Here is a 25,103-nt window from a genome sequence, read left to right as displayed (position 1 = left end):
TCCGGTCCCGATGACCTTGTCCGGTCTCCGGGCTCAGATACCGGGCGGGGAGTGCCCCGCCCGCCGCGCATGGAAATCTCGCATCGCCGCCACCACCCAGTCGATGAAGGCCCTTACGGCCGGGCGGCGGAAATGCGGGGCGGGGGCGACCAGATGGTAGGCGTCATGGACCGCCGTCTGCGGATAGGGCCGGACCAGCCGGCCCGCCGCCACGTCGTCGGCCGCCAGGATCGCGTCACCCAGCGCCACCCCCTGCCCCGCCACCGCGGCATCAATGGCGTTTCCCGCATCATAGAAGCGCGGCCCCCGCAGCGGCCCCGCAACCCCGATGCCCGCCGCACGGAACCAGGCATGCCAGGGCATGTCCATCTCCTCCAGCAGCAGGTCGCCGGCCAGCAACCCCACCGGATCGGCCGGCAGCCCGGCCGCCAGACCCGGCGCGCATACGGGGAAATTCTCCACCGCCCATAGAAGCTGCGCCTGCAGACCCGACCAGGGACCATTGCCGTAGCGGATGCCCAGGTCGGCCCCACCCTTGCGGAAATCGGCCGGCGCGCGGGTGGCATCCACCACCACCTCCACCAGCGGGTTGCGGGTGCGGAAATCGCCCAGCCGTGGCACCAGCCAGCGCTGGGCAAAGGACGGCTCGACCGACAGGACCAGACGTGTCCGGCCCGCCTGCGGCGGGGCCGTGCGCAGCAGGCCGGTCGCCGTTTCAAGCAGGTCGAAGGCGGCAACCGCCGCATCGCGATAGACCCGGCCCGCCTCCGTCAGCGACAGGCCGCGATTGTGCCGCGTGAACAGGGCGCAGCCCAGCCAGGACTCCAGATCCCGGACCTGCCGGGACAGGGCCGGATGGGCCACATTCAGTTCCTCCGCCGCGCGCGACAGGCTTTCGTGGCGCGCCGCAGCCTCGAACGCGCGCAGCATGGTCATGGGCGGCAACCGGCGCATGGCGCGACCTTTGCTGTAACGACAAGTTACAGCGACTGTATTGGATCGGTGTTCGACGTCAAGGCGGGAAAGCCCGATCATGCGGGCAGAACCTTCCCCCCCGATCCGGAGTCGCCAGCATGGCCCGCCAGGCACCGCCCCCCACCCGTCCCTTCTGGCCCTTTTCCCTGCTTTTCGGCCTGCTTTCGTGCCGTTTCACGGCTGAAAACCCATGCCACCGGCATTGACAGGGGGGGTGGTTTGCGGCAGTTGAATGGCTCCAGCACCGGGCGGGCAACCGCCCTTGCCATACCTTTTGCCGGGACTGACCAAGATGACCGACGTCGCCAACGCCGACGCCCCCCAGATGCCGCTGCTGTACAACAACCCCGTGCCCGTCAGCGCGGAGCGGCACGCCAATGTCAAGGTGAAGCGCAACCGCAGCTTCGAGTATGCTGCCAATATCCACGCGATCCCGGTGCTGGCCGAGGAGATGCCGCAGCTCCAGAATTTCTATCCGCTGGTGTTCGGCCCCGGTCCGAATGCGGGCGTGATGGCACTGTCGGGCCTGCGCGCGGGTGAAAACCTGTTCGTGGACAAGGATGGCGCCTGGGCCAAGAATGTCCAGGTGCCGGCCTATATCGGCCGCTACCCTTTCCTTCTGGTGGAAATGCCGGAAGACAAGCGCCTCATCCTGATCATGGAAGAGGATGCACGCCTGGTTGGTCCCGATGGCGACATGCCGCTGTTTGAGAATGGCAAGGGCACCAAGGATGGCGAGGACATCCTGAACTATTGCGTGGCCTTCAACAATTCCGCCCGTCAGACCCAGCTTTTCTGCGACGAAGTGCAGAAGCTGGACCTGCTGGTCGACCAGCGCGCCGAGGTGGTGACCCCCGACGGCAAGCGCCTGTCGCTGTCCGGTTTCCGCATCATCGACGAGGCCAAGTTCAACGCCCTGCCAGACGAGGTGTTCCTGGAATGGCGCAAGCGCAACTGGATCGGTCTGGTCTATGCCCATTTCGTGTCGCTGGGCCGCTGGCAGAATCTGGTCGACCGGCTGGGCACCGCGGCCTGACGTGATCAGGCTTCAGGCCTTGAGCGTGCCCGCCTTGTGACGGCGGGTTGGCGGCTGGCAACGGCCCCGCGGCATCACCGCGGGGCCGTTGCTGTTTTCCGGTCGGTTTCCATGCCCCCCGACCCATACGTGAAGATAGATGCCACTGTCACACGCCCACGGTATAGTGCGCGGGATGGGCCCTTCCACCGGGCGGTGCGACCGGACGCAGCAGCCGGGCAGTGCCGCCGGGTCGGTACAGGTGCCCGCATCAGGTCACCAGCGGCAGGTTTTCATCATGAATCTTGAGCTTCGGACCTTCACCATCCGCGACGCGAGCGCCGAGGATGATGAGCATCGGGTCGCCAATTTCCTGCGCACGGTAGAGGTCGAGCGGATCGACACGGCCTATGCCGGTGAGAGCTGGCGTATCCTGGTGCATTACCGCGACCTGCGCCGGAAGGAAGAGCAGGCCCAGATCGAAACCGCGATCCAGGCCGAACTGAACCTTTGGCGCAGTGAGGTCGCCCGCAACCTGGCCGTGGACCGGGAAGAGGTGATGAGCAACCATCTGCTGGCCGAGGTCGCCCGCTACGCGCCCACCACGGAGATCGAGCTGTCGGTCATCGTCAGCAGCCTGGGTGAGGATGCGCACAAGCGCGGGGCCGAGATCGTGCGTGTGGTCCGCCGCACCATGGAAGACCTGACAGGCTGACCGTCCCCTTCCCCGACAGTACCCATGCCGCCCATCCCGGCCTGCGGGGCGTAATGCCGCCCGGCAGGCCGTTTTGCTTGCGGGCCAATTCCTGTCGTGTCCGGGCCACGCCGCCCACCATGCCGGGAACCGGCTTGCCGGCCCAGGCTTTGGCGCCTATAAGAATTGATAATGACTATCATAATCCTTCGCCTTGCGGGATATTCATGACCTCGGCAACCATCCGGGCCTGGTTCCTGATCCATAAATGGACGAGCATCATCTGCACGGCCTTTCTGTTGATGTTGTGCATCACGGGGCTGCCGCTGATCTTCCATGACGAGATCGAGGCGCTGACGGAGGAAAGGCAGGTCCTGGCCGACACCGATGCCGGGCTGAAGACGCTGGACGAGATGATGGCCATCGCGCTGTCCTCCCGTCCCGGCGAGATCGGGCTGTTCATGAGCTTCGACGAGGACCGGCCCGTGGTGAACATCACCACCGGTCCGCGCCCCGATGTCACCGCCAAGGAGATGACCATCCGGTCGTTTGACCAGCGCACGGGCGAACTGGTCGGCATCATCGATGATAGCGGCTTCATGCATTTCCTGCTGCAGCTCCACACCGACATGTTCCTGGGGCTGCCCGGCATGCTGTTCCTGGGTGTGATGGGCATCCTGTTCCTGGTGGCCATCGTGTCGGGTGTGGTGCTTTACGCGCCCTTCATGCGCAAGCTGCCGTTCGGTACGGTGCGGACAACGCGCAGCACACGGCTGAAATGGCTGGATTACCATAATCTGCTGGGCATCGTGTCCCTGGCCTGGGCCCTGGTGGTGGGGCTGACGGGCGTGCTGAACGCCTTCGACACGCCCATCGTCCAGGCATGGCAGCGCGGGCAGCTCGCGGCGCTGACCAGCGCCTATGGCGACCGGGAAGGGGTGGTGACGCGCGACCTGGCCTCCCTGCATGACGCGGTGGAGGCGGCCAAGGCCGCCGTGCCCAACAGCCGGCCGCAATTCGTGGCCTTCCCCGGCACGGCCTATTCCACCCGCCATCATTACGGCGTGTTCCTGCAAGGGGCCACGCCGCTGACCAAGGAACTGCTGACCCCCGCCCTGGTCGATGCCAGTACCGGCGACCTGACGGCCGCCCGGCCCATGCCCTGGTATATGCAAGCGCTGATGCTGTCGCGGCCGCTGCATTTCGGGGATTACGGCGGGCTGCCGCTGAAACTGCTATGGGCGGTGCTGACCCTCTTCACCACGATCGTGCTGGGCAGCGGTCTCTATCTCTGGCTGGGCCGTCGCACCCCCAGCCTGGAAGCCCGCGTGCGGGAGGTGGAGACGGGCGGCATCCAGGCGGCGGGGGCAGCGGAATGAGCCGCGGGACCGGAACCGGGCGTCAAGGCCGGCAATCCCTGGCGGCCATCTTCCTGGCGCCCACCTTGATCGCCATCGCCAGCACCATCGGCCTGATCGCCGCGCTGACGGGCGACGGCCTGCGCGATCTGGTCTCCTGGATCACGCTTGGCATTCCGGTCCTGGTCGTGGCCTGGGCCCTGTGGGCGCGACGGTCCTGATTTGTTCCAGGCAATCGCCACTAAGAAGCGATTGCGATTTCACCCTTGATTAAGGAAGCGGCTTCAACGCCGGAGGAAGAGAATGAAACTCGATCATGCCCTGATTGCCGGTGTCTCCCTGGCGGCATTGCTGGCGGCCGGTCTGCCGGCGCAGGCTCAGCAGGCCGGGGGCGAGGCCTTGTCGGAAATCGTGGTGACCGCGCAGCGCGGGAACCAGACCCAGGTCATCCGCGGCGGCACCGTCGGCGTGCTGGGCGACAAGCCGGCCGGCGATGTACCGTTCGCCATCAAATCCTATGGCTCGGCCCTGATCTTGAACCAGCAGCCGCAGACGCTGGGTCAGGTGCTGGAAAATGACCCGTCGGTGCGCACGGGCTATGCCTTCGGCAATGCCGCCGAACTGTTCATCGTGCGCGGGTTCCCGCTGTTCGGCGATGATATCGCCATCGACGGGATGTACGGCCTGACCCCGCGCCAGTTGATCGCCCCGGAGCTTTACGAGCAGGTGCAGGTGCTGAACGGCGCCAGCGCCTTCCTGAACGGCGCCGCCCCCGGCGGCTCGGGCCTGGGCGGCAACGTCAATCTGGTGCCCAAGCGGGCGGGAGCCCGGCCGCTGGCCCGCGCCACGCTGAACTATACCGGCGACGAACATATAGGCGGCAGCTTCGACATGGCCCGCCGGTTCGGGGAGGGCGACCAGTTCGGCATCCGCATCAACGGCGCCGCCCGCACCGGCGATGTGGCCATCGACGGGGAATTCCGCAGCGCCTATGTGCTGGGCACGGGCCTGGACTGGACGGGGGAGCGTGCGCGCCTTTCCTTCGACCTGGCCTATCAGCGCATGCATGTGCGCAACCTTCGCCCCAAGGTGACCCTGGGCACAAACGCCATCCCCGACGTGCCGAAGGCCGATCACAATTACGGCCAGTCCTGGTCCTACAGCACCCTGCGCGACGTGTTCGGTATCCTGCGCGGTGAATATGACGTGACGGAGAATGTTACGCTGTACGCGGCGGCCGGCGCCCGCGACGGGTCGGAAAAGGGCATCTATGACAGCATCACCGTGACCGATGTGCTGACCGGTGCCGCCAATGGCGGCGGGTCGTACATTCCGCGTACCGACAATAACGAAGCCGCGCAGGCCGGCATCCGGGCCAAGCTGGGCACGGGCGCCATCAGCCACGAGATCAATGCCGGCGGCTCGGCCGTCTGGCAGGTCAACCGCAATGCCTATGATTTCTTCGGCGGCTTTGCCAGCAATCTCTACACCACGCCGGCGGTGGCACAGCCGGCCTCCGCCTTCTCCGGCGGGGATCTGGACGATCCTGATCCCATTTCCCGCACGCGGCTTTACAGCGCCTATATCGCCGACACGCTGGGTGCCTTCGACGACAAGGTGCTGCTGACGCTGGGCATCCGCCACCAGGTCATCCGCACGAAAAGCTATGCCTATGGCACGGGCGTCCAGTCCGGCGAATATGATGAAAGCGCCAACACGCCCGTCGTCGGCCTGGTCGTGAAGCCGGCCGAGGGGCTGTCGCTTTACGCCAACCGCATCCAGGGGCTGGCGCAGGGGCCGACGGCCCCCATCGATGTGCGCGTGGTGAATTCGGGGGAGGTGTTCGCCCCTTACAAGTCCACACAGTATGAAATCGGCGGCAAGTATGATTTCGGCCGCATGGCCGTGTCGCTGGCCCTGTTCCAGACGAAGAAGCCCAGCGCCTTCACCCGGCCGGTCGACGCGGCCAACCCGGCCGGCCCGCTGGTCTTTGCGATGGATGGCGAACAGCGCAACCGCGGCATCGAACTCAGCCTGGATGGGGAGCCGGTGGACGGGCTGCGCCTGATCGGCGGCTTCTCGCTCAGCGATGCGGAGCTGCGCAAGACGGCCGGCGGTGTGAACGAGGGCAATGACGTGATCGGCGTTCCCGATTACACGATCAACGGCAATGTCGAATGGGACCTGCCCTTCATGCCGGCCGTCACGCTGACCGGGCGGGTCGTGCGCACGGGCAGCCAGAAGGTGGATGCGGCCAACACCCTGTCGATCCCCGCCTGGACGCGGTTCGACCTGGGGGCCCGCTATGTGTTCCTGGCGGGCGACCGGCCGGTGACGCTGCGCCTGAACGTCGACAATGTGGCGGACAAGCGGTACTGGGCCTCTTCCTACGACGCCTTCGCCACCACGCTTCTGCAGGGCGCGCCGCGCACGTTCAAGCTGTCGACCACGGTCGATTTCTGATCAGCACCCCTGTCCGGTGGGGGCAGGCCCCCTCACCGGACAGAACCGGAAGATGTCAGGTCATGCCAATCCGCCTTGATACTGGCCGATGGTCAGTATCAAGGCGGATTGGCATTATCGCAATTTGGCATCACCCCTGGGCATAGGCCGCGACGATCGGCAGCCGTGCGGCGCGCAAGGCCGGGAAGAAGCCGCCGATCATGCCCACCACCAGGGCCAGCGTCACCCCCTGCACGGCCAGCGCCGGGGTGAGGGAGAAGCTGAACACGATCTGGGTGAACCCCTCGCCCAGGGTGGATGTGCTGAACCCGTCGAAGAACATCCAGGTCAGCACGGTCCCGATCAGCCCGCCGATGGCCGACAGGACAAGACTTTCCAGCAGGGTGGCGACAAAGCTGGGAAAGCCGCCGAAGCCAAGACAGCGCAGGGTCGCAATCTCCCGCGTCCGCGCAGCGACAGAGCTGTACATGGTGTTGAGCGCCCCGGCCAGCGCCCCCACGGCCATGGCAATGGCCAGCGGCCAGCCAGCACCCCGGATCAGCTTCACGGTGCCCGAGGACTGGCCCGCGAAGAATTCCTGCTCGGATGAGACGGCGAGCTTGAGCCGCGGTTCGTTCGCGACATAATCCTGCAGCACCTTGATGGATTGTGGCGTCTCCAACCGGACCCGGATGGTCTGGAAGCTGTTGCCGCGACGGAACATGCTCTGCACGACGGTGACGTCGGCCCAGATCTCGCTCTCGAACACGGCCCCGTTCATGGCGAAGACGCCCACCACCTTCCAGGTGGTCGGCCCCAGCTTGATCTCCCGCCCCAGTTCGAAACCGGTGAATTCCCGTGCCAGCCCCTCGCCCACCACGATCTCGTTGCTGCCGGGGGAGAACATGCGGCCCTGGGAGAAGGTCAGCCCGTCACGCAGGCCGGGGCCATCCTGGCCGATGCCGCGCAGCGGTATGTTCGCCTTCATGCCGGTGCTGCGCCGGATGCCGTCGACGACGACATAAAGCTCCCCCGACAGGAGCGGGTTGCCATCGGGCTTGCGCACGATACCCGGCGCCTCCCCCACCAGCCGTATCTGCTCCAGCATCACGATGGAATTCAGTTCCTGCTGCGAGCCATCGCGCAACAGGATGGCGATGCCGGGCGACCCGGACCCTTCGATGGTGCGCTGGAACCCGGCCGCCATGGCCAGGAAGGACAGCAGCACCATCACCACCAGCGCCACGGCCACCACCGTGGACAGCGACAGCCAGAAACGCTGCGGCAGGCTTTTCAGATTGATGGTCGAAACGGCGACGATCTGGTTCAGGATACGCATCGGTGTCCCCCCGCCCTCACGACCGCCCCGGGGCGGTTGAGGATATTCACTGCCGCCCCAGGGCGGTGACGATATTCAGCCGCAGGGCGGTCCAGGCCGGAATGATGCCCGTGACCAGCCCCAGCAGCAGCATGATGCCCAGGCCCAGCGCGATGTAGGGCGGGCTGAGCGCCAGGCCGGGAAAGCCGATGACCGGCTTCAGCATGGCCAGCAGGAAAGCCGCCAGGGCCAGGGCCGGTAGCGCGCCCAGCGCCGACAACAGCAGGCTTTCCCCCAGCACCAGCTTGAAGATGCGGCGGGAGGGGAAGCCCAGCGTCTTCATGACCCCGATCTCCTTCGTCCGCTCGCGCACGGCCATGGCCATGGTATTGCCCACGATCATCAGGATCGTGAAGAAGGCCGCCCCGACCACCAGCGTGATGATCAGCGTGATATTGCCCAACTGGCCGATGAACGCCTCGTTGAAGGCTTTCTCCGTGTCTGTCGCGGTTTCGGCCGGGGAATTGGCGAACATGGCGTCGATGGTCTGCGCCACCTTGGTGTTCAGCGCCTTGTCCGTGGTTTCCATGACGATCCAGCCGGCCGTATCCTGGCCGAATGTCACCGACTCGTTGAAATAGGTGTGGTGGAACAGGGCATAGTTCGTATCCGCCTCCTCCCGCGCCGGCTCCATGATACCGGCGATGGTGAAGTCCCAGGACTGCTCACCCGTGCTCTTGTTGGTATAGATGTTGGATTTCAGCGGGATGCGGTCCCCCACCTTCCAGCCGTTATTTTCCGCCAGCTTGCGCCCCACCAGCAGGCCCGTGCGATCGGCCAGGAAGGCCGCCCGCTCGTCCGCCGTCAGGGCGATGTCGCTGGCATAGATGTCCAGATAGCTTTCCGGATCGATGGCGAAGGTCATCACCAGGTTCCTGGGGTCCTGGTAATAGCCCCCGAACCAATTGGCGAAACTGGCCCGCGCCACGCCGTCCACGGCGCGGATGCGGTTGACATAGGCGATGGGCATGGGCTGGGTGAAGTTGATCTTGTTCACCGTGACCAGCCGGTTTTCCCCGGCACTGCTGCCGATACTGTTGAAGCCGTTCTGCACGCCGGCCAGCATGCCGAAGATCAGGAAGGCGAAGAAAATCGCCACGATCATCAGCGCGGCCCGCAGCTTGCGGCTGAACAGGTTGGCCAGGATCAGGCTGAAATCGGTCATGCCACGCCCTCCTGCTCCACGAAGCGGCCCTTGTCCAGATGCAGGACGCGGTTGGCGTGGCGCGCCGCCTCCGGATCATGGGTGACCATGATGATGGTCTTGCCCAGCTCGCGGTTCAGCAACTGGAGCATGCCCAGAATCTCGTCCGCCGTCTTGCGGTCCAGATCGCCCGTCGGTTCATCGCAGAGCAGAAGCTTGGGGTCGGCCACGATGGCGCGCGCGATGGCGACGCGCTGCTGTTGCCCGCCCGACATCTCCCGCGGGAAATGCCGGGCGCGTTCCGCCAGGCCCACGATCTTCAGTGCCGTTTCCACCCGTCGCCGGCGCTCCCCCGCACCCAGCCGGGTCAGCAGCAGGGGCAGTTCCACATTGCGCGCCGCGTTCAGGGCCGGCATCAGGTTGTAGAACTGGAAGATGAAGCCGACATTGGCTGCGCGCCAGGCCGACAATTGCCCCTCGCCCATCTGATCCAGGCGCTGCCCGGCGAAATCGATGGACCCGGCGGTGGGCTTGTCGATACCGCCCAGCAGGTTCAGAAGTGTCGTCTTGCCCGACCCGCTGGGGCCCATGATGGCGATGAAATCCCCCTCCTCGATCTGCATGTCCAGCCGGTCGAAGATGGTGATGGTTTCCTTGCCCTTGACGAAACGCTTGGCGCCGCCCGTGATGGTGATCAGTGCCGTCATGTACGCTCTCCCCCCAATCGCCATCCCGAGGGGACAGCGGCCGCCAAGTTGAAAATGCTTCAATCGGACGATCTGGCGTCCAGGAACGTGACCTTGGCCCCCATGTCGGGCAGGACGCGGGCGTCACGCTGATCCAGGGCGATGCGCACCTTGATGGTCGCCTTGTCGCGGTTGGCGCGCGGCACCACGGCGATCACGCTGGCCGCGATCTTCCAGTCCGGATAGGCATCAAGCACGGCTTCCACCTTCTGGCCCGGCCGGACGCGGCCGATATTGGCCTCATTCACATCCACCTCGACCTCCAGGCTGGTCATGTCCACCAGCGTGCAGACGCCGGTACGGGTGAAGCCGCCCGACGACATGGGGGAGATGATCTCTCCCGGCTGCGCGTTCTTGTCGATCACGACGCCGTCGAACGGGGCCCGCACGACATGCCTGTCCACGGTTTCCGCCTGACGGGCCACGGAAATGCGCGCCACCTCCATCTCTGCGCGGGCGCCTTTCAGTTGGGCGCGCAATGTTTCCGCCCGGGCCTGGGCGCGCGTCAGTTCCGCTTCCGAGGCGTTGGAAGCCCGGGAAAGGGAGGAGGTGCGCTGCAACACCCGCTCCGCGTCGCGCAGGTCGGCGGACAGCCCCTCCGCCTGGGCCTGGGCGGCGGCCACGCGGGCCTTGGCCAGGTCCAGGTCGATCACGGCCAGGGTCGCGTCCAGCCGCGCCAGTTCCTGGCCCCTGGTCACCACCATGCCCTCATCCACCAGCACATCCTGCACCCGGCCCGTCAGTTCCGCCGACACGGTCGCCGTGCGCCGGGCCACGATATAGCCCGACGCCACCAGCGAGCCGGCCGGCCGCGCCGGGGCGGCGTTGGCGGTGCCAGCGGCGCTGGCGGCAGAGGGCGCCTGCACCGCTGCGCCATTGGCCCCGGAGGCAGCCGGACCGGAAGCCGCCGGCCCGGTTTCCCCCAGAAGGCGGGCGCCAACGACCCCACCCACGACGCCCAGCACCAGCAAGCCCGCCACGCCCGCCACACGGACCCAGCCGCTGGTTCCCTGCGCCGGCATGGCCGGGTCCTCCCGGCGGTCGATCTTCAGCGAGTGCAGCAGGTCCCGTTTATTGTCCATCACGACCGTCCAACCATTTTCATTCCCGCCCGCGCCATGCCTGCGGCGCCGGCCTGTTGCCGGGTTCGTCCCGCTTTCCGCCGACCGGCGGAAGCGACCCGGACCGGAAATAGGGTGGATGCGAAACTTGTGAAGGGAGCAACATGCATCGGTCGGCCCGGATGAAACGCGCCGCCTCACGCGGGGTCCACCCGTACCGTCAACCGATCACATCTCCGCCCCCCGGCGGCGCCCACCCTATCATGGTTAGCGTCCGGAACCAAAAGAGAACATGCCCACCAGGCGGACAGGGGCGGAAACCAAGGGAGAAGAAGGGAGGTGCGCCACGGGCCGGGGGTCAGGCACTGACCTTGATCGTGTAATGGACCAGCGAATCGGCGCCGCCCGTCACCTGATCGTACAGGGTCCGGGCACCGGCATTATTCTCCCACGTCGTCCAGTAGACGCGGGCCCACTGGTTGGCATGTGCCAGTTCGACGATCCGGTCCAGCATGGCCCGGCCGATCCCGCGCCGCCGGTATTCGGGCGCGATGAACATATCTTCCAGATAGCAGAACGGGTGCAGCGACCAGGTATTGTCGTGCAGGATCAGGTGGCAGAAGCCGATACCCCGCCCATCGGCATCACGGGCGATGAGGCCGCGCATGGCGGATGTCGGGTCCAGCATGCGGGCCCAGATGATGTCGGTGGTCAGCGGGGTGACATTGACGGTGTAGCGGGTCAGATATTGTGCCCAATGGCGGCGCCAATCAGCCTCATCCTCCGGGGCGGGTGGGGCGATGGTGAAATCCGCCATGGCCGCTTCCTCCATTGTTAACCCTTAAATCCCCCCAACGATACCTGTCCACCATATCCTTGTCCAATCCCATCACCCGTCATGGATGTAATGGATGACAGATGAACATCCTGAAGGATCAGGGCGGGGGCGGCGCCACATCCATGGCCAGTGTCATTCCATCCATACGCCCGGAAAAGGCCAGCCCATGCCGCACGGCCCAAAGCCGTCCGGCATGGGCCAGCGGCACGACGGCCGTCTGCGCATGGGCCAGAAGCGCGACGCGGCGGCGATAGGCGGGCAGCAGGGGATCATCGGGCGGCAGCGTCATCAGCCGGGCGACCAGCGCATCCATTTCCGCGTCACGGAACTGCCCGCGATTATAGCCGCCCCGGCCGGCGGCTTCGTCCGGGCTGGCCAGCAGGTCGCGCACCAGGGTGGTGAAATCGCCGCTGAACAGGTTGGCGGACCCGATGAAAAGCTGGAAATCCCCGGCAGCCGCCCGGCTGATCAACTCCGCCTCCGACAGGGTGTGGAGGATGACACGAATGCCGATCTGCTGAAGATAGCGCGCCACGGCCGTGCCCAGCCGCGCAGCATGGTCCAGCGTCGCCAGGCTGAGCGTGAACCCGTCGGTGAATCCCGCCTCCCGCATCAACCGCCGGGCGGCGTCGGGATCATAGGGATCGTCGGAAAGGTCCGGCTGGTGGCCCGCCATGCCGGTCGGCACCAGTTGCGACGTGGGCTTCGCCCCGTTCACCATGGTGCGCCGGGCCAGCGTCCCGCGATCGATGGCCAGGGATATGGCGCGCCGAACGCGGGCATCGGCCAGGGGATTGCGCCCCTGCACATCCATGGCCGCGGAACGCTGGTTCATCTGGATCATGAACACGCGGTAGATCGGGCCTGCCACGATCTCCAGATTGGGACGGCCCTGCAGATAGGCCAGGCTTTCGGCCGGAACCATGTCGATCAGGTCGACCTCGCCCACGACAAGCGCGCGGGCGCGGCGGCCGGCATCGCCGATCCGCAGCATCACGACCCGACCCCAGGCGGGCACCCCATGCCAATGGCCGGGAAACCGCACCATGACCAGATGGGTGTCGGCCTGATACTGCACCAGCCGGTAGGGCCCGGTGCCGTTGGCATCCGGCGGGCCGTCCGGCACCGGGCCCGGGGTTCCCTCCACCCCGGCACAGCCGGCCGGGTCGAAGCGTCCCGCCCAGCCGGAGGGCGCCTGGACGATCCACAGGCCCACCATCTGCCCCGGCACATCGGCGAAGGGTGCCAGGGGGTGGATCGCCACCTTGTCGGCCCCCACAGCCTCCACCATGGCGAACTGGCGCACCGTGGTCGCCAGGACCGACCCCGGCGTGGCCAGGATACGGCAAAGGCTGTAGACGACATCGCCGGCCCGCAGGACCCCGCCACGATGGAACAGCACACCGGGCCTGAGCTCGAACAGCCACGCCCCATCGGGCCGCCGGCTCCAGCCCGTCGCCAGGGACGGTACCAGACCCAGATCGGGCCGTCGCGCCACCAGTCCTTCGTAAAGGTGGGACAGCAGGGTGCGGGTCGACAGGCTGTTGACCGCATAGGGGGCATAGGTCACCCCCAGACTGTCCAGCCCGATACGCAGTTCCGGCCCATCCGGCGCCTCTGCCCGCACCATCGGCGCCGGCACCGCCAGCATCAGCAGCAGGACCAGCCAGGGGAGGAAACCGGCCGGCCGGCCGGCCCGGCCCCTCATCCGCGGGGCGCCAACGGGATCAGATAACGGACATAGCCGTCAGCCCCACCCGCCACCTTGTCATAGAGCGCCCGGGCCTGATGGTTGTCATGCTCGGTATTCCAGTAGAGCCGGCCCCACCCGGCCGCCGCGCCCATTTCACGCAGATGGCTGATCAATGCCCGGCCCACGCCGCGCCCGCGGCACGGCCCGGCCGTGAACAGATCCTCCAGATAGCAGACCAGCCGGACCGACCAGGTGTGCGGATGCAGGACGTAATGGCAAAGGCCCAGCAGGCTGCCATCCGGCCCCACCGCCACCAGTCCGCTTACCGGCGAGCCCGGGTCCAGCAGCCGGTGCCACAGGGTCTGCGTCACCTCCGCCGGCACCGTCACCCGGTAGAAGGCGCAATATTCATCCCAGAGGATGCGCCATGCATCACGATCCCCAGGCCCGACCGCACGCACGGTCACTCCGCCCGCCGTCAAATTCCATGCTCCCCCAAAACCGTAACGGCGTCCCCCGACGCCGCTTCGGGTATCGCACTCCCCATGGTTTCTGTCCATGCGGCGTAAGGCGGCGGGGATGATTATCACAAAATCTCAATCGCCAGCCCCCCATCCATGGCCTCTGACACGCGCCGCAGGGCGCGTGGCGGCCCTCGCCGTCCTATCGGTCCCCGGCGGGCTGTAATCACCGCGAGCGGGCATAATACTATTTTGCGGTAACCAGAACCTTTAGGTTCTGGTTACCGCCCTCATTCGCAGGCGCCAACATTCGTTGGCTTGGCTGCGCCGCACGAGCGGCGCGGCGGCAGTCGCCGCCGCACCAACGTGCGATGAATTCTACTCATCGCACGTTGGCATAACCCCCGGCGGGAAAAGGATTTGTCCGGTCCGGTCACCCTTGTCAGACACCCGCCGCCTGTGGCACAGCTTTGACGGCCGTGGACCGGCCGTCCGGGGCGTGACGGAAGGCCATGGGCAGCGGGATCGGAACAGCGGATGCGGACTCTCTTTCACCACCCCCTTTCCCCCTTTTCCCGCAAGGTGCGGGTGGCACTGGCGGAAAAGCGCCTGGATTTCGACCTGCTCCCGGAAAAGCCCTGGGAACGGCGGGAAGCCTTCATGATGCTGAACCCCGCCGGAGAGGTGCCGGTGCTGGTGGAGGATGACGGCACCGTGATCGCCGATCAGATCGCCATCTGCGAATATCTTGAGGATGCCTATCCGGGGCACAGCCTGCTGGGCCGCGACGTGCCGCAGCGTGCAGAGGTGCGGCGGCTGGCCGCCTGGTTCGACGTGAAGTTCAAGGCGGAGGTCACCGACCTGCTGGTAGGCGAGAAGCTGTTCAAACGCTTTTCCGGCCAGGGCACGCCGCATGCCCAGTCGATCCGCGCCGGCCTGGCCAACATCCATTATCACCTGGACTATATCGGCTGGCTGGCCGAACGGCGGAAATGGCTGGCGGGGGACGATTTCTCCTGGGCCGACATCGCGGCGGCGGCCCAGCTTTCGTCCATCGACTATCTGGGCGACGTGCCGTGGGACGACCATCCCGACGCCAAGGATTTCTACGCGCGCGTGAAAAGCCGGCCCAGCTTCCGCCCGCTGCTGGCCGATCACCAGCCGGGCCTGGCGCCGCCCAAGCATTACGCCGATCTCGATTTCTGATCCTTTCCGCATTTCGGTCGCAATTCGGCCAAACGTGCTGTGACATGATACGTCCCAGGGGTGCCCCGCCCAAGAGGGCGCCCAGCACGGAAATACGGAGAAAAATCATGCGCCGGCTCATGGGTCCCCTTACCGCCGCCGCCCTTCTCGCCCTGCCGCTGGCCGCGATGCCGGCGACCGCCATGGCCCAGACCATCGTACCGCCCGTCACCGACAGCGTGTCGCTGAACCTGTCCGTGGAAGATTGGGTGAAGACCGAGACGGCCCTGGTCACCCTGGTGGTCGATGTCGCCGGCAGCGGCGAGGGCACCAACCTGCGCGGTGACATCCTGAAGGCCGTCGCCGGCGTGGCCGACCGGGCCGAGTGGCGCTTCATCGCCATGGACAAGCAGAATGACAGCGCCGGGCTGGACCGCTGGCAGGCCCTGCTGCAGGCACGCCTGCCGGAGAGCCAGCTTCCGGCCCTCAATGACCGTACCAAGAAGGCCAGCCGCAGCGGCCTGCAGGTGCGCGTCGGCTCCGTGGCCTTCGACCCGACCCTGGCGGAAACGGAAACGACGCGGGCGGCCCTGCGCGACCGGCTCTATGCCCAGGTCAATGGCGAATTGAAGCGGCTGAACACGGCCTTCCCCGGCCGCAATTACCGCGTGGCCGGCATCGACTTCTTCGAACAGTCCGTGCCGCGGGCCGTCATGGTCACCGGCGCGCGCAAGCAGATGATGGAAGCCGCGGCGGCCCCCATGGCCGACGCCCAGCCCGGCGTGCAGGACAAGCTGGTGGTTGGCGCCCGCGTGACGCTGTCGGCCTTCGCCACCCCGCCGAACTGATATCATTCCCGTCGGGCCGGCACCGGAACGGGCCGACTCCTTGCACGGAAAAGGGCCGCGGGATCACCTCCCACGGCCCTTGCCTATTCCCGCCGGTTCGGCCCGGCGATTGAGAGCGGTGATCAGAACCAATTGGTTCTGATCACCGTAAAATAGTATCAGTTCACGCGCGAACCGACGCCCAGCAGGCCGCGATTCTCCAGCAGCGCATCGACCTTCGGCGCGCGGCCGCGGAACGCGACATAGGCATCCATCGGATCCACCGCACCGCCGGCGCTGTAGATGTTCTCGTACAACTTCTGGGCCAGCTTCGGATCGAAGATGTTCCCCGCCTCCTTGAAGGCGTTGAAGCCGTCGGCGTCCAGCACCTCGGCCCACATATAGCTGTAATAGCCGGCCGAATAGCCGTCGCCGGAGAAGATATGGCTGAAATGCGGGCTGCGGTGGCGCATGACGATTTCCTTCGGCATGCCCAGCTTGTCCAGCGTTTCCCGCTCGAACGTGTCCGGGTTCAGCCCCTTGGCATCGGTCAGGCTGTGATAGGCCAGGTCAACCAGCGCCGAGGAGGTATAGGACACGGTCGCGAAACCCTGATTGAAGGTCTGCGTGGCCAGGATCTTGTCCAGCAACTCCTTCGGGATGGGCTCGCCCGTCTTGTAATGGACGGCGAAGCGCTGCAGCACCTCCGGCTGGGAAATCCAGTGTTCCAGGATCTGGCTCGGGAACTCCACGAAATCGCGCAGGACCGAGGTGCCGGAGAACATCGGATAGGTCACATTCGACAGCATGCCGTGCAGGCCGTGGCCGAATTCATGGAACAGGGTCGTCGCATCGTCGAAGGACAGCAGCGTCGGCTCCCCTTCCGCCGCCTTGGCAAAGTTGTTGTTGTTGATCACCACGGGCGTGACGGTGCCCGACAGCCTTTCCTGATCGCGGAAGGACGACATCCAGGCGCCGCTGCGCTTGGACGGGCGGGCGAAATTGTCGCTGTAGAACACGGCGACATGCTGGCCCTTGCGGTCCTTGACCTCGTACACCCGGACATCGGGATGGTAACGCGGCGCGTCCTTCATCTCGGTGAAGGTGACGCCGAACAGCTGGGTGGCCGTGTAGAAGACGGCCTCCATCATCTTGTCGAGCTGGAAGTAGGGCTTGATCTGCTCCTCATCCAGGTCGTACTTCGCCTTGCGGACCTTCTCCGCGTAATAATACCAGTCCCACGGCTCGATCGTGATGTTCTGGCCTTCCGCAGCGGCCAGCTTCTGCATCTCGTCGCGTTCCTCCGCGGCGCGAATCTTGGCCGGTTCCCAGACCTGCAGCAGCAGGTCGCTGACGGCCTGCGGGGTCTTGGCCATCGTGTCGGCCAGCTTGTATTCGGCGAAGGTCTTGTAGCCCAGCAGGTTCGCGCGCTCGATACGGAGTTGCACGATCTCCGTGATGATGGCGTTGTTGTCGTGCTCGTCGCCATTGTCGCCGCGGGCGATCCAGGCCTTCCACGCCTGCTCGCGCAGGGGCCGGTTGGCGGAGAAGGTCAGGAACGGCTCGATCGAGGAGCGCGACAGGGTGACGACATACTTGCCGTCATCGCCGCGATCCTTGGCGGCCTGGGCCGCGGCAGCCACGAAGAAGTCGGGCAGGCCGACCAGTTCGTCCTTGCTGGACAGGACCAGCTTGTATTCCTTCTCGTCGGCCAGGACGTTCTGGGAAAACTGCGTGGACAGCACGGCCAGGCGCTGCAGGACGGCGGCCATCCGCTCGCGGTCCTGGCCTTCCAACTGGGCGCCCGCGCGCACGAAATCCAGGTGGTAGCGTTCCAGCACCCGGCGCTGTTCGGCGGTGACCTTCAGCTTCTCGCGCTGGGCGTACAGCGTGTCGATGCGCTTGAACAGGGCCGCATTCAGGTTGATGGCGTTGCTGTGGTCGGCCAGCAGCGGCGCCATGTCGCGCTGAAGCGCCTGCAGCTCGTCATTCGTGTTGGAGGCGGTCAGGTTGAAGAACACCCGCGACACATCGCCCAGCAACCGGCCGCTTTTTTCCAAAGCATCGATGGTGTTGGCGAAGGTGGGGGCCTGCCGGTTGTCGGTGATGGCCTTGATCTCGGCCAGATGGTCGGCCATCCCCTTGTCGAAGGCGGGCCGGAAATGCGCGGGCTTGATCGCGTCGAACGGCGGCACGCCGAACGGGGTCTTCCATTCCTGGAAGAAGGGATTCTCGCTGGTCACCTTGGTCTCCGCCTGCGCCACCTGCACCGGGGCGTCCGCCGCCATCACGGTCATGGGGGCGACAGCGCCCACCATGGCCAGGATCAGGGCCGAGGCCCCGTTCTTCAACACCGTCTTCACCACATGTCCCCATTTTTGCCAGGGTTCGTCCGAAACTACATGGGTCCGATATGGCGTGTGCCAAGACAAGGGGCGAAACAGTTCTGTTACAATATCCGCACCGTCGCTAATAAGTCCCGGTGATCGCAACCGATCACCGGTCTCTGGTATAAGCTGCCAGCCGACCCGAAGGACCGTCCGCCCCACCCTGCCGGAGTCATGATGCACGACAACGCCCATTCTGTTCCCCGCCTGGCCGACCTGGACATGAAGGGGCACCGCTTCGCCGAGAAAGCCGCCTATCAGAAGGAACTGGCGGCGTTGCAGGAGAAAATCCTGCATGTGCAGCAGGCCTACTGGCATGCCAAGCGGCGGGCCATCATCGTGTTCGAGGGGTGGGACGCCGCGGGCAAGGGGGGCGCCATCCGCCGCCTGACCGAGAACCTGGACCCGCGCGGCGCGCATGTCTGGCCCATCGCGGCCCCCACGGCGGCCGAACAGGGCCGGCATTACCTATGGCGCTTCTGGCAGCGCCTGCCCGAACCGGGAACCTTCGCCATCTTCGACCGCTCCTGGTACGGGCGCGTCCTGGTGGAGCGGGTCGAAGGCTTTGCCAAGCCCCATGAATGGCGCCGCGCCTATGACGAGATCAACGAGTTCGAGCGGCTGCTGAGCGATGACGGGGTGCGGATCGTCAAGCTGTTCCTGCATGTCAGCGAGGCCGAGCAGCTTGAACGGTTCAGGGAACGGCTCGGCAATCCCTACAAGCGCTGGAAGCTGACGGCGGAGGATTTGCGCAACCGCGACCGGCGGGCCGACTATGAACAGGCCATCGATGACATGTTCACCCATACCAGCACGGGCATCGCCCCCTGGGTGGCCATCCCCGCCGATGCCAAATGGTATGCCAGGGTGGCCGTGCTGCGGCATGTGGTGGAGGTGTTGTCACAAGGCATCGACATCACTCCGCCTCCGCTGGACCCGGCCGTGAAGGCGGCGGCGGAAAAGCTGTTGCGGAAGTGACGCCTCACCCCGCGCTCAGGACCGTTTCTGGGGGGTGGCGTCGGCGGCACGGCGCGTCTTCTGCCAGGCATCCAGGGTGCGGCGCAGGTTGGCCGCCGCCTCGCGCTGCAAGGCGGTGCGGTCCGCCGCATCGCTGTTGAAGGCGCCTTCCAGCTCCTCCTGCTCCGCCAGGCAGGCCTCATAGGAAAGCAGGGCGTCACGGTCCTTGTCGATCCGGTCGGCCTCGCCGATGGCAATGCCGCCATCGATCTTCGGAAGCGTGCAGGGCCCGGCCAGCACAGGCGTTGCCGCCAGCGAAAAGGCGAACAGCAGCAGGGCGGGGGCGGATCGACGACAGGGCATGAGAAACCAGCCTGGTTGCATGCGGCCAAAAGGCCGAGCACCTGAGACTCGCACGAAACAACCCTGACCGACAGGGGTACAAAAGGCTAGGTCGCGGAAGCTTTACAACCGATCAGCGAAGGAACAGGCCAGCGCCACCGGCGCATCGGACACCGGGGGCCGCACATAGGAGTGCCCATCGGGGGGGGATCAATCGGGAACGATGAGGGGATGCCGCAGCATCGCGCTCAGGCAGGCGCCGTCCCTGCGGCACGCAGGACAAGGGCCAGACCGGCGGCCGTGGCCTCCGCCGTCCGGGGGATGATCTCCATCCGGCCAGCCGCCGCGCGCAGGGTCGCGGCGTCGGCCGGACCCGGCAGGTCGGCCAGCACCACGTCCCAGGCGTTCGGCGCCTGCCGCAAGGCCTGGGCAGCCTTGGCAACGCTGGTCACCAGCGTCACCTCGCAGCCATAGCCGTCCAGTTCCAGCACCAGCGGATCGGCATCGGCGGCGGTCGATACCATCAGCACCCGCACCGCCGCCGCCCGGCTGCTGGACGGAATGCGCTCGGCCAGGGTCATGGCCTGACGGCCGGCCTGCAGGATGCGGGTGGCGAATTCGCGCGACGGGCCTTCCGGCAGGTCGGCTTCCAGGAAGGTGGCGAAGCCCAGCAGGGCGTTCAGCGCATTGACCAGATCATGGCGCAGCCCGCGCGGCAGACCGTTGGCATCCAGCGGCGGGGATACGGCCGGTGCAGCGGGGGCGCGGTCGTCAGCGGGCAAGGCCAAGCTCCACGGCGCGCATGGCGGCCTGGGTGCGGTTCTTGGCACCCAGCTTGCGGCAAAGGCCACGGATATGCAGCTTGACGGTCACCTCTTCCAGGTCCAGCGCGCGGGCGATCTCCTTGTTGGACTGGCCCTTCAGCAGGAAGTCCAGCACCTCCCGCTCGCGTCGGGTGAAGGTACTGTTCAGCGCGTTGCTGTCGGCCATGGCGCTTTCCGGCAGATTGTCCGGCATGAACACCTCGCCGCCCGCCATGCGCTGCACGGCCTGCAGAAGCACCGAACCGGGCAGCGTCTTGGGCAGGAAGCCGATGGCGCCATGGGCCATGGCCAGGCGGATATCCTCGTTCTTGGCCTCGCCCGACATCAGGGCGATCTTCAGGGACGGATAGCGCTCCCGCAGTCGGACCAGACCGTTCAGGCCGTTCATCCCCGGCATCCGCAGGTCCAGCAGCAGGATATCGAACGGCTGCCCGTCATCCAGCACCTTCAGCGCTTCGCTGACCGTGCCCACCCCCTGGACAAAAGTGCCCGGCGCTTCCCGTTCGAAATGGGAACGCAGGGCGTCGCGTAAGAGATCGTGGTCGTCGGCGATCAGCAGGCGCATGGTCTTGTTGCCCAAAAAGTAAGCCATTTAAACGCTATATTACAGCAACAGGCGATTGCGCATAGTCTCCCGTTGCCATGAGGCGCACTTATCCGGCGGGAACAGGTGGTGATCCGGCTGCGACAGGGTGGAACAGGGCTTACCCACTCTTTTGCTTTGACTTGCACAGGCTGCTGGGCTATCGATGACCACGGTAGAAGGTTAAGGCCGGATACGGGGCGCCCCAACGCGCCTGCAGGGTCCGGGCACCGGGCAGGTGTCAGGGCGAATCGCCGGACGGCAGTCCATCTTGGATGGCCATTCGACGCGGCTGTCACCTGGGTATGCCTGTCCGGCATGCTCACACCTCCCCATCCCCTTCTTGATCCCCTCCTTGCAAGTTCGTGCAGACCCTGTGCCACCGGCTACCAGAGCGATTCTCCAAGCGGCCTCCAGGGCCGTGATCCTGCCGCAATCCGGATGCATGCCCGATCCGGCTGCACGCCATGGGACACATCCCACGGGTATCCCCCGTTTCCCCCTCCCCGCAACCGGCCTTCCGGCCGACCGAAGCCAGATCCGATGAATCTCCAGGAACTCAAGGCCAAGACCCCCGCAGAGCTGCTCGCCTTCGCCGAGGAGCTGCAGATCGAGAATGCCGGCACGCTGCGCAAGCAGGACATGATGTTCGCCATTCTGAAGCAGCTTGCCGACAATGATGTGCCGATCTATGGCGAAGGGGTGCTGGAGGTGCTGCCCGATGGGTTCGGCTTCCTGCGCAGCCCGGAAGCCAACTATCTGCCGGGCCCCGACGACATCTATATCTCGCCTTCGCAGGTCAAGCGCTTCGGCCTGCGCACCGGGGATACGGTGGAAGGCCAGATCCGGGCGCCCAAGGACGGGGAGCGGTACTTCGCCCTGCTGAAGGTCAATTCCATCAATTTCGACCACCCGGACAAGGTGCGCCACCGCATCAACTTCGACAACCTGACCCCGCTCTACCCGGACGAGCGGCTGAAGCTGGAGGTCGAGGTCGATAATTCCGGCAAGGGCCGCAAGGACATGACGACCCGCGTCATCGACCTTGTCGCTCCCCTGGGCAAGGGACAGCGCGCCCTGATCGTGGCGCCGCCGCGCACCGGCAAGACGGTGATGCTGCAGAACATCGCCCATTCCATCGCCACCAACCATCCGGAAGTCTATCTGATCGTCCTGCTGATCGATGAGCGTCCGGAAGAAGTAACCGACATGGCCCGCTCGGTCCGGGGCGAGGTCGTATCCTCCACCTTCGACGAGCCGGCCACCCGCCACGTGCAGGTGACGGAGATGGTGCTGGAAAAGGCCAAGCGCCTGGTGGAGCATAAGCGTGACGTGGTCATCCTGCTGGACAGCATCACCCGCCTGGGCCGCGCCTACAACACCGTCGTCCCCTCGTCGGGCAAGGTGCTGACGGGTGGTGTCGATGCCAACGCCCTGCAGCGCCCCAAGCGCTTCTTTGGTGCCGCCCGCAATATCGAGGAAGGTGGGTCGCTGACCATCATCGCCACCGCGCTGATCGATACCGGCAGCCGCATGGACGAGGTGATCTTCGAAGAGTTCAAGGGCACGGGCAACAGCGAAATCGTCCTGGACCGCAAGCTGTCCGACAAGCGCATCTTCCCGTCGCTGGACATCCAGAAGTCCGGCACCCGCAAGGAGGATCTGCTGGTCGATCGCGGGGCGCTGGCCAAGATGTGGATCCTGCGCCGCATCCTGAACCCGATGGGTCCGCAGGACGCCGTCGAATTCCTTGTCGACAAGCTGAAACAGTCCAAGACCAACAACGATTTCTTCGACAGCATGAACCAGTGACCGGAGCCGCCCCCCTCATGCCGTCACCAGCCGGGGTGAGGGGTGTGCCCCGCCCCCCGCGATCACCGGTTCCCCCGATGGAAGGCCGCGGCGGATATCCGCCGCGGCCTTTTTTCATAGGCATTTCATAGACCGCGTGACCTGCATCACGGCACCCGGCCACGCAAAGGTATAGGGTCCGTCAAATCGGTCATGAGAGCATTGTATTGTCATGGAACAAGCGCATGATCATCCCGTTGCCTCGTGGAACCGCTGACGCTGGCCGCAGGGCCCGGACAGGAGGACACAAATGGATATTTTCGATACGACCTTGCCGCTGAACCCCGATCTTCTTGGGGAAGCAAGCCTGAATGATCTGCTGGCCGATCCCATCGCGCGGCTGCTGATGGACCGTGACGGCGTCGCCGCCGACGATGTGCATCGGCTGATGCGCGTGACGGCCGGGCGCATGGCCAGCAACGATTGCGGCCGGCCCGCCTTCGTGACGACGGCCGCCTGATTGAACTGACGTTCCCGCCGTGCCATATGCAACCGGCAGTCCTTTTTTGCCGGAGGGGGCGAATGCCCGACAGCCTGAACCAAGCCGAACTGGGTGAATTGCCCACCTGGGACCTGTCCGACCTGTATGCCGGACCCAACAGTCCCGCATTGAAGACCGACCTGGACCAGGCGGAAGCCGACGCCGTCGCCTTCTCCCGCCGCTACCAGGGCAAGCTGCCCGGCCTGACAGGGGCCGAAATGGCCCGGGCCATCGCCGACTATGAACGGCTGGACGAGGTCCTTTCCAAGGTGATGAGCTATGCCGGCCTGCTCTATGCCGGCAACATGGCCGATCCGGCCATCGGCCGCTTCTATCAGGGCATGAGCGAGCGGGTGACCGCCATCTCCGTCCACCTGCTGTTCTTCACGCTGGAGATCAACCGGCTGGAGGACAAGGATATACAAGCCAAGTTGAAGGACAGGGCGCTGGCCGCCTATATGCCCTTCCTGCGCGACACCCGTCTGTTCCGGCCGCACCAGCTTTCCGACGAGGCCGAACGGCTGCTCCATGAAAAGCATGTGGCCGGCCGCGCCGCCTGGACCCGCCTGTTCGACGAGCATCTGGCCGACCTGCGCTTCAATGTGCGGGGGGAGAACCTGACCTCCGCCCAGGCGCTGAACCTGCTGTCATCCACCGATGCCTCGCTGCGCAAGGATGCAGCGCTCGCGCTGGGCGACGTGCTGGCAAAGAACCAGCGCACCTTCGCCCACATCATGAACACCCTGATCAAGGACAAGGAGATCGAGGATCGCTGGCGCCACTACCCCTATCCCTGGTCGGCCCGCAACCTGGCCAATCAGGTGGAGGACGAGGTGGTGGACGCGCTGCTGTCATCGGTCCGCCTTGCCTATCCGCGCCTGTCCCACCGCTATTACAGCCTGAAGGCCAAATGGTTCAAACAGGACAAGCTGGATTACTGGGACCGCAACGCCCCGCTGCCCGGCGATGACGACCGCAAGATACCATGGTCGGATGCCAAGGAGATCGTGCGCGGCGCCTATGCCCGCTTCAGCCCGGCCATGGCCGAGATCGGGCAGAAATTCTTCGACAATCCCTGGATCGATGTCCCGCCGCGCCCGGGCAAGAACCCCGGTGCCTTTGCGCATCCGGTGGTGCCCTCGGCCCATCCCTATCTGCTGCTGAACTATATGGGCCGCACGCGCGACGTGATGACCCTGGCGCATGAGCTGGGCCATGGCGTGCATCAGTATCTGTGCCGGGCCCAGGGCCATCTCCAGGCATCCACCCCGCTGACGCTGGCCGAAACCGCGTCCGTCTTCGGGGAAATGCTGACCTTCCGCAGCCTGCTGGACGCCACCACCGACAAGGCCAAGCGCAAGGCGCTGCTGGCCGGCAAGGTGGAGGATATGATCAACACGGTGATCCGGCAGATCGCATTCTACCAGTTCGAACGGACCCTGCATACCGAGCGGCGGGAAGGCGAACTGTCAGCCGAGCGGATCGCCGACATCTGGATGCAGGTGCAGACCGAAAGCCTGGGCCCCGCCTTCCAGTTCGAGGACAGTTATCGGCCCTATTGGGCCTATATCGGGCATTTCGTCCATTCACCCTTCTATGTCTATGCCTATGCCTTCGGCGATTGCCTGGTGAACAGCCTGTACGCCGCCTATCAGGAAGCCGCGGTCCAGGGCCAGGGAGAAGCGTTTGCCGCCAAATATATGGAAATGCTGTCCGCGGCCGGCACCCTGCATCATGGCGATCTGCTGGCCCCGTTCGGATTGAACCTGAAGGACCCGTCCTTCTGGAACAAGGGACTGGGCCTTCTGGACAGCTTCATCACGGAACTGGAAGGGCTGTGATCCGGCCTGGCAGGTGGCGC

At 65.6% G+C, this 25,103-nt stretch carries 23 protein-coding genes; 11 read left to right on the top strand and 12 right to left on the bottom strand.

The genetic code is table 11. From position 1 onward, the window contains the following. Positions 1-33: 33 nt before the first annotated feature. Complete coding sequence (locus ACM9LZ_RS03970) at positions 34-936, bottom strand: LysR substrate-binding domain-containing protein (RefSeq protein ID WP_416618050.1); 903 nt, start codon at positions 934-936, stop codon at positions 34-36. 331 nt (positions 937-1,267) lie between these two features. On the opposite strand from ACM9LZ_RS03970, the gene ACM9LZ_RS03965 reads away from it, so the two are divergent. From ACM9LZ_RS03965 to ACM9LZ_RS03945, 5 genes are all read left to right on the top strand, one after another. Further along, positions 1,268-2,011, top strand: coding sequence for a SapC family protein (locus tag ACM9LZ_RS03965; RefSeq protein ID WP_416618049.1), 744 nt, complete (start codon positions 1,268-1,270; stop codon positions 2,009-2,011). A gap of 277 nt (positions 2,012-2,288) precedes the next feature. After that, positions 2,289-2,705: an HRDC domain-containing protein gene (locus ACM9LZ_RS03960; protein WP_416618048.1), complete on the top strand. Its 417-nt coding sequence runs from the start codon at positions 2,289-2,291 to the stop codon at positions 2,703-2,705. A 206-nt stretch (positions 2,706-2,911) separates the two neighbouring features. Continuing rightward, complete coding sequence (locus tag ACM9LZ_RS03955) at positions 2,912-4,063, top strand: PepSY-associated TM helix domain-containing protein (protein ID WP_416618047.1); 1,152 nt, start codon at positions 2,912-2,914, stop codon at positions 4,061-4,063. After that, positions 4,060-4,263, top strand: coding sequence for a hypothetical protein (locus ACM9LZ_RS03950; protein ID WP_416618046.1), 204 nt, complete (start codon positions 4,060-4,062; stop codon positions 4,261-4,263). Before ACM9LZ_RS03955 ends, ACM9LZ_RS03950 begins: the two co-directional genes overlap by 4 nt. 82 nt (positions 4,264-4,345) lie before the next feature. Next, positions 4,346-6,505 (top strand): TonB-dependent receptor, encoded by a 2,160-nt coding sequence (locus tag ACM9LZ_RS03945; protein ID WP_416618045.1) that lies wholly within the window; start codon positions 4,346-4,348, stop codon positions 6,503-6,505. 130 nt (positions 6,506-6,635) lie between these two features. On the opposite strand, the gene ACM9LZ_RS03940 is transcribed toward ACM9LZ_RS03945, so the two are convergent. The 7 genes from ACM9LZ_RS03940 to ACM9LZ_RS03910 all read right to left on the bottom strand — a co-directional run bounded on the left by ACM9LZ_RS03940 (position 6,636) and on the right by ACM9LZ_RS03910 (position 13,811). Next, positions 6,636-7,823 (bottom strand): ABC transporter permease, encoded by a 1,188-nt coding sequence (locus tag ACM9LZ_RS03940; RefSeq protein WP_416618044.1) that lies wholly within the window; start codon positions 7,821-7,823, stop codon positions 6,636-6,638. 46 nt (positions 7,824-7,869) lie between these two features. Next, positions 7,870-9,027 (bottom strand): ABC transporter permease, encoded by a 1,158-nt coding sequence (locus ACM9LZ_RS03935; protein WP_416618043.1) that lies wholly within the window; start codon positions 9,025-9,027, stop codon positions 7,870-7,872. Beyond that, complete coding sequence (locus ACM9LZ_RS03930) at positions 9,024-9,713, bottom strand: ABC transporter ATP-binding protein (RefSeq protein WP_416618042.1); 690 nt, start codon at positions 9,711-9,713, stop codon at positions 9,024-9,026. Before ACM9LZ_RS03930 ends, ACM9LZ_RS03935 begins: the two co-directional genes overlap by 4 nt. 59 nt (positions 9,714-9,772) lie before the next feature. Next, positions 9,773-10,834 carry an efflux RND transporter periplasmic adaptor subunit gene (locus ACM9LZ_RS03925; RefSeq protein ID WP_416618041.1) on the bottom strand — a complete coding sequence of 354 codons (1,062 nt, stop codon included), beginning with the start codon at positions 10,832-10,834 and terminating at the stop codon, positions 9,773-9,775. A gap of 337 nt (positions 10,835-11,171) precedes the next feature. Beyond that, positions 11,172-11,630, bottom strand: coding sequence for a GNAT family N-acetyltransferase (locus tag ACM9LZ_RS03920; RefSeq protein ID WP_416618039.1), 459 nt, complete (start codon positions 11,628-11,630; stop codon positions 11,172-11,174). Positions 11,631-11,748: 118 nt separating this feature from the next. After that, positions 11,749-13,359 (bottom strand): ABC transporter substrate-binding protein, encoded by a 1,611-nt coding sequence (locus tag ACM9LZ_RS03915; RefSeq protein ID WP_416618037.1) that lies wholly within the window; start codon positions 13,357-13,359, stop codon positions 11,749-11,751. Beyond that, complete coding sequence (locus ACM9LZ_RS03910; protein WP_416618036.1) at positions 13,356-13,811, bottom strand: GNAT family N-acetyltransferase; 456 nt, start codon at positions 13,809-13,811, stop codon at positions 13,356-13,358. Before ACM9LZ_RS03910 ends, ACM9LZ_RS03915 begins: the two co-directional genes overlap by 4 nt. A gap of 531 nt (positions 13,812-14,342) precedes the next feature. Between ACM9LZ_RS03910 and ACM9LZ_RS03905 the strand changes: the two genes are divergently transcribed. Then, a complete protein-coding gene (locus tag ACM9LZ_RS03905; RefSeq protein ID WP_416618035.1) occupies positions 14,343-15,011 on the top strand; it encodes a glutathione S-transferase family protein in 669 nt (222 codons plus the stop codon). A 107-nt stretch (positions 15,012-15,118) separates the two neighbouring features. Next, positions 15,119-15,838, top strand: a complete 720-nt coding sequence (locus ACM9LZ_RS03900) for a hypothetical protein (RefSeq protein WP_416618034.1) — start codon at positions 15,119-15,121, stop codon at positions 15,836-15,838. Positions 15,839-15,996: 158 nt separating this feature from the next. Here ACM9LZ_RS03900 and ACM9LZ_RS03895 read toward each other — a convergent pair whose 3' ends face one another. Next, complete coding sequence (locus tag ACM9LZ_RS03895; RefSeq protein ID WP_416618033.1) at positions 15,997-18,180, bottom strand: M3 family metallopeptidase; 2,184 nt, start codon at positions 18,178-18,180, stop codon at positions 15,997-15,999. 198 nt (positions 18,181-18,378) lie between these two features. Between ACM9LZ_RS03895 and ACM9LZ_RS03890 the strand changes: the two genes are divergently transcribed. Next, positions 18,379-19,182, top strand: coding sequence for a polyphosphate kinase 2 family protein (locus ACM9LZ_RS03890; protein WP_416618032.1), 804 nt, complete (start codon positions 18,379-18,381; stop codon positions 19,180-19,182). A 15-nt stretch (positions 19,183-19,197) separates the two neighbouring features. On the opposite strand, the gene ACM9LZ_RS03885 is transcribed toward ACM9LZ_RS03890, so the two are convergent. The 3 genes from ACM9LZ_RS03885 to ACM9LZ_RS03875 form a co-directional block, all read right to left on the bottom strand. Further along, on the bottom strand, positions 19,198-19,524 hold the full coding sequence (locus ACM9LZ_RS03885) for a hypothetical protein (RefSeq protein ID WP_416618031.1): 327 nt from the start codon (positions 19,522-19,524) through the stop codon (positions 19,198-19,200). A 227-nt stretch (positions 19,525-19,751) separates the two neighbouring features. Further along, positions 19,752-20,285 (bottom strand): hypothetical protein, encoded by a 534-nt coding sequence (locus tag ACM9LZ_RS03880; RefSeq protein WP_416618030.1) that lies wholly within the window; start codon positions 20,283-20,285, stop codon positions 19,752-19,754. Then, entirely contained in the window at positions 20,275-20,919 is a 645-nt protein-coding gene (locus ACM9LZ_RS03875; protein WP_416618028.1) for a response regulator, read from the bottom strand. The genes ACM9LZ_RS03880 and ACM9LZ_RS03875 overlap by 11 nt, the downstream gene beginning before the upstream one ends. 534 nt (positions 20,920-21,453) lie before the next feature. On the opposite strand from ACM9LZ_RS03875, the gene rho reads away from it, so the two are divergent. The 3 genes from rho (at position 21,454) to ACM9LZ_RS03860 (ending at position 25,083) form a co-directional block, all read left to right on the top strand. After that, positions 21,454-22,722 (top strand): transcription termination factor Rho, encoded by a 1,269-nt coding sequence (rho, locus tag ACM9LZ_RS03870; protein ID WP_416618027.1) that lies wholly within the window; start codon positions 21,454-21,456, stop codon positions 22,720-22,722. A 289-nt stretch (positions 22,723-23,011) separates the two neighbouring features. Continuing rightward, positions 23,012-23,221 carry a hypothetical protein gene (locus ACM9LZ_RS03865; RefSeq protein ID WP_416618026.1) on the top strand — a complete coding sequence of 70 codons (210 nt, stop codon included), beginning with the start codon at positions 23,012-23,014 and terminating at the stop codon, positions 23,219-23,221. 62 nt (positions 23,222-23,283) lie between these two features. Then, a complete protein-coding gene (locus ACM9LZ_RS03860) occupies positions 23,284-25,083 on the top strand; it encodes a M3 family oligoendopeptidase (RefSeq protein WP_416618025.1) in 1,800 nt (599 codons plus the stop codon). Positions 25,084-25,103 lie beyond the last annotated feature (20 nt).

Source organism: Niveispirillum fermenti, from assembly GCF_048066175.1.
Taxonomy (GTDB): Bacteria; Pseudomonadota; Alphaproteobacteria; order Azospirillales; family Azospirillaceae; genus Niveispirillum; species Niveispirillum fermenti.
This window is presented reverse-complemented; position numbering and strand designations above follow the sequence as displayed.

Excerpts from the sequence above, each read along its gene's own strand:
- ACM9LZ_RS03970 (WP_416618050.1), bottom strand. The coding sequence starts at position 936 with ATGACCATGCTGCGCGCGTTCGAGGCTGCGGCGCGCCACGAAAGCCTG.
- ACM9LZ_RS03965 (WP_416618049.1), top strand. The coding sequence starts at position 1,268 with ATGACCGACGTCGCCAACGCCGACGCCCCCCAGATGCCGCTGCTGTAC.
- ACM9LZ_RS03960 (WP_416618048.1), top strand. The coding sequence starts at position 2,289 with ATGAATCTTGAGCTTCGGACCTTCACCATCCGCGACGCGAGCGCCGAG.
- ACM9LZ_RS03955 (WP_416618047.1), top strand. The coding sequence starts at position 2,912 with ATGACCTCGGCAACCATCCGGGCCTGGTTCCTGATCCATAAATGGACG.
- ACM9LZ_RS03950 (WP_416618046.1), top strand. The coding sequence starts at position 4,060 with ATGAGCCGCGGGACCGGAACCGGGCGTCAAGGCCGGCAATCCCTGGCG.
- ACM9LZ_RS03945 (WP_416618045.1), top strand. The coding sequence starts at position 4,346 with ATGAAACTCGATCATGCCCTGATTGCCGGTGTCTCCCTGGCGGCATTG.
- ACM9LZ_RS03940 (WP_416618044.1), bottom strand. The coding sequence starts at position 7,823 with ATGCGTATCCTGAACCAGATCGTCGCCGTTTCGACCATCAATCTGAAA.
- ACM9LZ_RS03935 (WP_416618043.1), bottom strand. The coding sequence starts at position 9,027 with ATGACCGATTTCAGCCTGATCCTGGCCAACCTGTTCAGCCGCAAGCTG.
- ACM9LZ_RS03930 (WP_416618042.1), bottom strand. The coding sequence starts at position 9,713 with ATGACGGCACTGATCACCATCACGGGCGGCGCCAAGCGTTTCGTCAAG.
- ACM9LZ_RS03925 (WP_416618041.1), bottom strand. The coding sequence starts at position 10,834 with ATGGACAATAAACGGGACCTGCTGCACTCGCTGAAGATCGACCGCCGG.
- ACM9LZ_RS03920 (WP_416618039.1), bottom strand. The coding sequence starts at position 11,630 with ATGGCGGATTTCACCATCGCCCCACCCGCCCCGGAGGATGAGGCTGAT.
- ACM9LZ_RS03915 (WP_416618037.1), bottom strand. The coding sequence starts at position 13,359 with ATGAGGGGCCGGGCCGGCCGGCCGGCCGGTTTCCTCCCCTGGCTGGTC.
- ACM9LZ_RS03905 (WP_416618035.1), top strand. The coding sequence starts at position 14,343 with ATGCGGACTCTCTTTCACCACCCCCTTTCCCCCTTTTCCCGCAAGGTG.
- ACM9LZ_RS03900 (WP_416618034.1), top strand. The coding sequence starts at position 15,119 with ATGCGCCGGCTCATGGGTCCCCTTACCGCCGCCGCCCTTCTCGCCCTG.
- ACM9LZ_RS03890 (WP_416618032.1), top strand. The coding sequence starts at position 18,379 with ATGATGCACGACAACGCCCATTCTGTTCCCCGCCTGGCCGACCTGGAC.
- ACM9LZ_RS03885 (WP_416618031.1), bottom strand. The coding sequence starts at position 19,524 with ATGCCCTGTCGTCGATCCGCCCCCGCCCTGCTGCTGTTCGCCTTTTCG.
- ACM9LZ_RS03875 (WP_416618028.1), bottom strand. The coding sequence starts at position 20,919 with ATGGCTTACTTTTTGGGCAACAAGACCATGCGCCTGCTGATCGCCGAC.
- rho (WP_416618027.1), top strand. The coding sequence starts at position 21,454 with ATGAATCTCCAGGAACTCAAGGCCAAGACCCCCGCAGAGCTGCTCGCC.
- ACM9LZ_RS03865 (WP_416618026.1), top strand. The coding sequence starts at position 23,012 with ATGGATATTTTCGATACGACCTTGCCGCTGAACCCCGATCTTCTTGGG.
- ACM9LZ_RS03860 (WP_416618025.1), top strand. The coding sequence starts at position 23,284 with ATGCCCGACAGCCTGAACCAAGCCGAACTGGGTGAATTGCCCACCTGG.